Here is a 6812-nt window from a genome sequence, read left to right as displayed (position 1 = left end):
CCGCTCCCTCCGAAGATCCTCTCCTGTTAGGGATCGGCTAACCCGGAGTTTGGGTCAGGAACCGCTGCGGGACGTCAGAACCCGAGGCGAATGGAATAATCACACGGAAATCAGATAATTCATTACGAACTATCCCTATCAAGATGGTAGTCATGTAAGCGTCCCATCGCTTCATGGACGGTGAAGTAGGAGGCCATCAGACTGAAGATCCCCTTCAAGCGAGGATTCTTCTGATGTCCGCTCACCACTACCAAATCGACTGGCGCGCCTACCATCGCCAGTGGCTGCAATCCGGCCAACCCCTCCTCGGGTTCTTCAAGCAATCCATCCATCCGGTTTGCCCGGCCGTCGAGTTCGACGACGTTGTCGCCGCCTTCAAAAAACTCCGTGGTCTTATCTGGAGCGTCGAGCTCTCTACCCGTCCGCGGCGTGACCCTCCTCGCCCCAACTCTCTGCCCAGCACGGTTCCCATCCGTGTTTCAGCAGACGCTCCTGACGGCGGCTGCTTCGTCACGATCTTCGTGCTTGAGGAACTTCCCCCGCTCCGCTTACTTCGCTCTGCGGCTCCGTCTCGAGAGAGCCGGATTCCCGTCTGCGGCGGCGGCATCTCCGCCGCTGAATTCATGCGCCGCGCACGGCTGATGGGAGGTCGACATGGCAATTGACTTCTCCGACAAGAAGGTCACGATGGTCGTCTGTCCTGTTGACGGCCGCTACGGCTTCGCTGCGCTCGCCACTCTTGCCCGACAGCTGCTGAACATCGACGTCCTCGACGGCAGGGACTACGTGGTCTTCGTCTCGAAGACCAGATGCATTTGCAAAATCATCACAGCGGATGAGCATGGAACGACGTTGATCACGCGACGGCTGCACCTGGGGCGGTTCGAGCAGCTCATTATGGAAGCTCAGGGGCCGGCGGCCAAGCCGTTGTCCGCACAAATGCTCGCCGACTTCTTCAACGGCAAGCGCCTGCTGCACCATGCGTGTATTACGCGAACGGCAGAGACAAATTCCGAACCTTCCTGGAGGACCCGCGGATACCGCCCTCATCGGACATCGTCGAAGGCCGCATCCGGCCCGTGGCCGTATTGCGCAAGAACATCTACTTCATGCAGACGCAGCGCGGCGTCGAGGGCGTGATGGCTGCGTACACGCTGGTGCAGACGGCCAAGCTCAACGACGTCAACGTCAGGAAGTGGCTCAACGAATACCTCGCCGACGCTTACTGGCACTGCGTTAAGAAGGCGTGGCGATACGCCATCCAGGAAGGCAAGGACCCGAGCAGGCGGATCAATGAATTCAATGTCGACCCGTTGGAGACGGTACGAGCGAAGGCCTTGGAGAACCCTGATGATGAAAAGGCCCAGATGAGGTACCGCTGCAACATGCACTACCTCATGTCGGATTATGACTGTGCCGGCTGGCTGAAGACGCTGCTCGACAAGGAGCGCTTCGGAGCGGACTAGCTGAACGAGTGCTCCGGCGGAAATTGAAAAGGGCGGCCCTGCGGGACCGCCCTTGTTTTTGCACGCTACTCGAGGCAATGGGACGTTTACTGTAAAACAAAGCGACAAACTTGATTCAAGTCTAAACAAACAACCGCCGCCCTCAGTCTTTTCACCCGCATACCGTCAAAAGTCAAGGCTTCCCCTCAACTTGTTCTCCGTAATTTGCGCGGCCGCCTGAATCACAGGCCTTTCCCTTCATTCCTCGCCTGCTTCTGCGCCTAAAAGCGTCCCTCTAAGTCTTCTTCATGCGACACCCGCCGCAGGGGAAACCCTGACCTGAAATTCAATTAATCATCAAAACATACCACCCCAGAGGTACTTGACATCGTTGAAAGACGCACTCCTAGAGTTACGCCCAAGTCACATTTCCAACGGTCGCCGCACTTTCTCCTCAGCGGTTCTCCTCTCTTTTGGGTTTGGTACTTCACATGAACAAGTCTCTCTCCCGTCGTGCGTTCCTGCGCACGAGCATTGCAGGCGGCGCCTCTCTCGCCGCTGCCGCCGCGGGCGCCGCGCCCGCCGGCATCTACAAGCCCGGCACGTATTCCGCCAAGGCCTCCGGCATCGGCGAAATTACGGTCACGATGACGTTTGACGCCGACCGCATCACCGACGTGGTGCTTGACGTCTCCCACGAAACGCCGGGGATCGGCCAGGCCGCCGCCGATGCGCTCAAGAAGAACCTGATGGCCGCCCAGGCCGCCGAAATCGACGGCGTCTCCGGCGCCACGATCACGTCCAAGGCCGTGAGCAAGGCCGCCGCCAAGTGCATCGCACAGGCCAAGGGCGAAATCCCGGTTGAAGTCATCTCCGACAAGAAGGCGGAGGAAGACGACGGCGACTGGCTCGGCAAGGAGCCCGAGATCGCCGAAAAGGACATCGTCGCCACGCACGACACCGACATTCTCGTCGTCGGCTGCGGCACGGGCGGCCTCTTCGCCGTCGCCTCCGCAGCCGAAGCCGGCGGCAAGGTCATCGGCATCGACCGCTTCGCCGTGGGCACGGGCATCCGCGAGGACCTCGGCGCCATCGACTCCCGCTACCAGAAGGCCTGGGGCACGAAGATCGACAAGTTCGAGTTCATCGCCATGGCCACGCAGTACGCCGGCGGTCACATCCAGCAGGACCTCGTCAAGCTCTGGGCTGACAAGTCCGGCGCCGTGATCGACTGGCTCGGCGACCGTCTTGCCGAACGCAACATCGAGCTCTGGCACGAATCCGGCGACAAGAACGACGAAACGCGCTACAAGCATTTCGCGATCGGCCACTCCCCGAAGCTTCCGGTCGACCCGAAGACGGGCAAGTTCAAGATCACGCTCGCCCAGGTCGTTGCCGACTACGCCGTCAAGAAGGGCGCCCGCTTCGACTACAACACGAAGATGGTCAAGCTTGAGAAGAAGAACGGCCGCGTGACGGGCGTCATCGCCGAAAACGCCGACGGCAAGCTTGTCCGCTACAACGCGAAGAAGGGCGTCGTGATCGCCACCGGCGGCTACGCTCAGAACTGGAAGATGATGGAGGCCCTCCAGCCGTGGAACCTCCGCATCATCGGCCGCTCCGGCGCGCTTCCGGGCGCCCGCGGCGACGGCATCCGCGCCTGCCTCTGGGCCGGCGCCAAGATGGACGAAACGCACTCCATCATGATGTTCGACCGCGCCGCCATCCGTCCGGACCAGAAGACGGGTCCCGAAACGGTCAGGTCCGGCGACAGCGGCTTCTTCTGGATCGGCTCCCAGCCGTGGCTCAAGGTCAACGCCGACGGCAAGCGATTCATGAACGAATCCGGCACGTATGAAAACATCCTTCACGCCGACGAATACCAGAAGGGCCACTGCCACTACACGCTCTTCGACGCCAACTGGGTCAAGTATGCCGAACAGTTCAAGATGCACGGCTGCTCGCGCCTCTTCCCGTTCGAAAACGGCGCCGAACCGAACATTCCCTGGCAGGTCTTCCAGGACAAGATGCTCCCGAGTCTCATCGCCAAGGGCTACGTCCAGAAGGCCGACACGATCGAGGAACTCGCCAAGAAGCTCGGCCTTCCGGCCGCCCAACTCAAGGCCACGGTCGCCCGCAACAACGAGCTCTACCGCATGGGCGAGGACGTCGACTACGGCAAGGAAAAACATCGCCTGTCCGCCGTTGACAAGGCTCCGTTCTACGGCGCCAAAAACACCGGCTGGATGCTCTGCACGATGGACGGCATTCAGATCAACACGAACATGAACGCCATCGACGTCGAAGGCAATCCGATCCCAGGCCTCTTCGTCATCGGCAACGACAGCGGCGGCTACTTCGCCAACGAGTACCCGAACCTCGCCACCGGCATGGCCTGCGGCCGCACGGTAACCTTCGGCCGACTCGTGGGCCAGATGCTCGCCAAGGCCTGATCCCCCGGATCAAGCCAATAAAGCGAGGCTTCCCCCTCGGACGCCTCGGAGCCTCGCCGGAAGAATCCCTCTTCCGGCGGCCCGCTCCTCCTTTTCCAACCACCAACGACAAAAGGGCGCCCTGCCGACCCCGGCATCCGGCCCCCTCGACTCTCATGAAGCATTCCATCCTCAGCTGTGTCCTTTTCGGCGCCCTCGCCGCCGGCTCCGCCTGCGCCGCCGACACCCAGGTCTACGGCGTCGTCGACACCGGCTTCTCCGTTCGCAACAACCACTACGTCAACGGCGACGAAAAGACCACCACAGCCATGATGTCCGGCCAGTACATCGGCTCTCGCTTCGGCATCAAGGGTTCCGAAGACCTCGGCAACGGCATGAAGGTCGGCTTCGTCCTTGAAAGCAGCATCAAGAGCGACGACGGCTCTCTCGGCCAGAACGGTCGCCTCTTCGGCCGCGAAGCCCGCGTCTACGTCGCCGGCGACTTCGGCGAAGTCAGCTTCGGCCGCGTCGGCCCGATCGTCGGCGGCAACGGCCCGTACGCCCGCTTCGGCCACGTCATGAACGCCTTCTCCTGCGGCTGGGGCGACGTCGGCGGCAGCCTTCAGGTCGTCTCCCTCGGCTACGAATTCGTGGACAACACGGTCAACTACCTCACGCCGAAGTTCGGCGGCTTCGATGCCGTCTTCCAGTACTCCTTCGGCGCCGACACGAAGAACTACGGCAGCGGCACCGAAGGTAAGTCCTCCGTCGAGCGCATGTACGCCGGCGCCGTCCGCTATCAGAACGACGCGCTCCTCGTCTCCGCCGGTATCGAAGGTATCGATCAGGCTCAGCCCGCAGCCCGCGACGCCGATCTCGACGACGCCCTCTCCTTCAACCTCGGCGGCAGCTACAACGCCGGCTTCGCCAAGTTCTACGCCTACGGCCAGGTTTTCCGCGACTATGCCAAGGCCGCCAAGGTCACGATGTTCGCCATTCCGTCGGGCGTTGACGGCTACGGCGTGAACCTCGGCTTTGAAACGAAGGCTCTCGGCGGCACCGTCAAGGGCTCCTTCGGCTGGGGCGACTTCGAGGGCAGCCATGCGAGCGCCAAGACGATGAAGACGTACCAGACGGCCGTCGGCTACGCCTACTCGCTCTCCCGCCGCACGACGCTCTATACGGCCGCCGGCTGGATCCACAACGACTTCTCCGCCGCCTACGAGGCCGTCACGCCCGCGGCCGTCGAGAACGACTACGAATGGATCTGCGGCATCACGCACAAGTTCTGATGAGCTCCCGGGAAACCGGTTCCTCAGAGGCCTGAGCTGAAGAAATCAGGCTCACAACAAACACTACGCACAAATGGAAACCGGGGACGGCCTCACGGCTGCCCCCTTTTTTTCTTTTGTCATTTTCCGAGTCAATCCTTGACAGGAATGATGCAGCGTCCGACGCAGATTTGTCCGTCGCTTTCGTCCGTGAGCTGCATCTCGTGCACGATCAGCGCATCGCCCGCCTGTTCAAAGCCAAGCTCCTTCATCTTGAGGAACGCAGGATGGCGTCCCGACGCAATGTCGGCCATCAGAAATCCGTTGGGCAGTCCGCTGAAGTGATAGACAAAGGCCTTTCCAAACACCATGCGCCGCACCGCCTCATTGACGGGAAGGCCGTATCGCTTGAGCAAGGACTCGCGAACCGCAAATCCCCAATGCAAATGGGGCACGTCGGGCTCAAGCGACGGCGAAACGCACATCGCCGACTTCGTGACGGGAAGCCAGGCGCTCCAGTCCTTAATAATGTCGTAGATGCTCTCGCTCTCGAGGAAATCCCGGCTGCTCGTGTGATACAGAAAACAGCAGGGCTCCACATTGCAGATCTCCCAGTCGACGGACTTCAGACACCGCTCCTCGTACCAGACGCGCAGCCTTTTGTGCTCCTCAACAACGGCCTGCATGCGAGTGATCTGCTTTCGCATCTCATCGGTCTTTTGATCGAGGAAATCAACAGCCTCGTCGACCGTGCCCGTTAGAAAGCCCGACATCTCCTTCAGGCTCATGCCGTAGTTGCGAAGCCGCATGTACTGCAGAATGCGGGCCGACTGGTCGAATCTGTAATACCGGTAGCCGCTGGCGCGCTGGTTGACATCAATAAGGCCGCTTTCCTGATAGTGCTTCAGGAATTCGGATGTGACGCCCATATAGCGGGCAAAGTCGCCGATCCGGTACTGGCGGCAGTCCGTTGATTTCTTTTTCGTTGTCATGAGGAAAGCCTGATATTGAGGGGCTTTTTGCATTCTCGCATGATTGAACAACGGACGCATTCGCCTCATCACCCGTCGGTACGTTTTCCATCTTGCATCCTGCGCAAAATGACTTTGTCCTCAAGATGGTTTTCCCGCGAATTCTCCTTTGCTAGCCCAGATTATTCAAATTCCTCTGAAACCGCCCGAGTTTTGTAGTTAATGGCGCTACCATAAATTTAATTCTTCGATTTAATTAGGAATTATGCCAATATGGACGCAAAATGGACGTTTTGTAATATGATTGAACCTACTCAAAAACAACACACACAAAACACCTATTTTATGAAATCATAAATTACATCCACGGATGCTGTCAACTCGGATCTTTTCCTTTCTGATCCGCCGATCGAGGCCTTCACACACTGCAAGGCAAATGTTGCGCTTCGGCTTGCTCGAGGCTAGCTGTGTTTTTGTTGAGCTCATGCGCAAGCGGTTTCAGGCAGCTTTACTTCTGGGCAGATAATATTTGGCAGTTCCCTTAACTACAAAACCCGGACCGATGACGAACTACGGCCTCGCCATCTGTTATTTGCGCGGACACCTCGAGCGCGTGCTCTCCTGCCACCCCGAGGCGCTCGCGAAGTAGCCCTCAGCAGGCCGCTCAAAAGAAGAAAGCCCGGATCACTCCGG

5 protein-coding genes and 2 pseudogenes are annotated in these 6812 nt (G+C 59.6%); 6 read left to right on the top strand and 1 reads right to left on the bottom strand.

Annotated features, from left to right (window positions below):
* The first annotated feature begins 233 nt into the window (after positions 1–233).
* From ACT6Y9_RS07480 to ACT6Y9_RS07455, 6 genes and pseudogenes are all read left to right on the top strand, one after another.
* Positions 234–665 carry a hypothetical protein gene (locus ACT6Y9_RS07480; protein WP_443744066.1) on the top strand — a complete coding sequence of 144 codons (432 nt, stop codon included), beginning with the start codon at positions 234–236 and terminating at the stop codon, positions 663–665.
* A pseudogene (gene tnpB / locus ACT6Y9_RS07475) lies at positions 655–936 on the top strand (IS66 family insertion sequence element accessory protein TnpB); the annotation flags it as partial. The gene ACT6Y9_RS07480 and the pseudogene tnpB, both read left to right, overlap by 11 nt.
* A gap of 20 nt (positions 937–956) precedes the next feature.
* Positions 957–1073: pseudogene (locus tag ACT6Y9_RS07470) on the top strand (hypothetical protein); the annotation flags it as partial.
* Positions 1074–1109: 36 nt separating this feature from the next.
* Positions 1110–1466: a hypothetical protein gene (locus ACT6Y9_RS07465; protein ID WP_443744065.1), complete on the top strand. Its 357-nt coding sequence runs from the start codon at positions 1110–1112 to the stop codon at positions 1464–1466.
* Between the two features lie 470 nt (positions 1467–1936).
* On the top strand, positions 1937–3898 hold the full coding sequence (locus ACT6Y9_RS07460; protein ID WP_443744064.1) for an FAD-binding protein: 1962 nt from the start codon (positions 1937–1939) through the stop codon (positions 3896–3898).
* A 155-nt stretch (positions 3899–4053) separates the two neighbouring features.
* Complete coding sequence (locus tag ACT6Y9_RS07455; RefSeq protein WP_443744063.1) at positions 4054–5169, top strand: porin; 1116 nt, start codon at positions 4054–4056, stop codon at positions 5167–5169.
* 131 nt (positions 5170–5300) lie between these two features.
* Here ACT6Y9_RS07455 and ACT6Y9_RS07450 read toward each other — a convergent pair whose 3' ends face one another.
* Entirely contained in the window at positions 5301–6140 is an 840-nt protein-coding gene (locus tag ACT6Y9_RS07450; RefSeq protein ID WP_443744062.1) for a MerR family transcriptional regulator, read from the bottom strand.
* Positions 6141–6812 lie beyond the last annotated feature (672 nt).

It is taken from the genome of Sutterella sp., from assembly GCF_052272535.1.
GTDB lineage: Bacteria > Pseudomonadota > Gammaproteobacteria > Burkholderiales > Burkholderiaceae_F > Sutterella.
This window is presented reverse-complemented; position numbering and strand designations above follow the sequence as displayed.

Excerpts from the sequence above, each read along its gene's own strand:
- ACT6Y9_RS07455 (WP_443744063.1), top strand. The coding sequence starts at position 4,054 with ATGAAGCATTCCATCCTCAGCTGTGTCCTTTTCGGCGCCCTCGCCGCC.
- ACT6Y9_RS07450 (WP_443744062.1), bottom strand. The coding sequence starts at position 6,140 with ATGACAACGAAAAAGAAATCAACGGACTGCCGCCAGTACCGGATCGGC.
- ACT6Y9_RS07460 (WP_443744064.1), top strand. The coding sequence starts at position 1,937 with ATGAACAAGTCTCTCTCCCGTCGTGCGTTCCTGCGCACGAGCATTGCA.
- ACT6Y9_RS07465 (WP_443744065.1), top strand. The coding sequence starts at position 1,110 with ATGCAGACGCAGCGCGGCGTCGAGGGCGTGATGGCTGCGTACACGCTG.
- ACT6Y9_RS07480 (WP_443744066.1), top strand. The coding sequence starts at position 234 with ATGTCCGCTCACCACTACCAAATCGACTGGCGCGCCTACCATCGCCAG.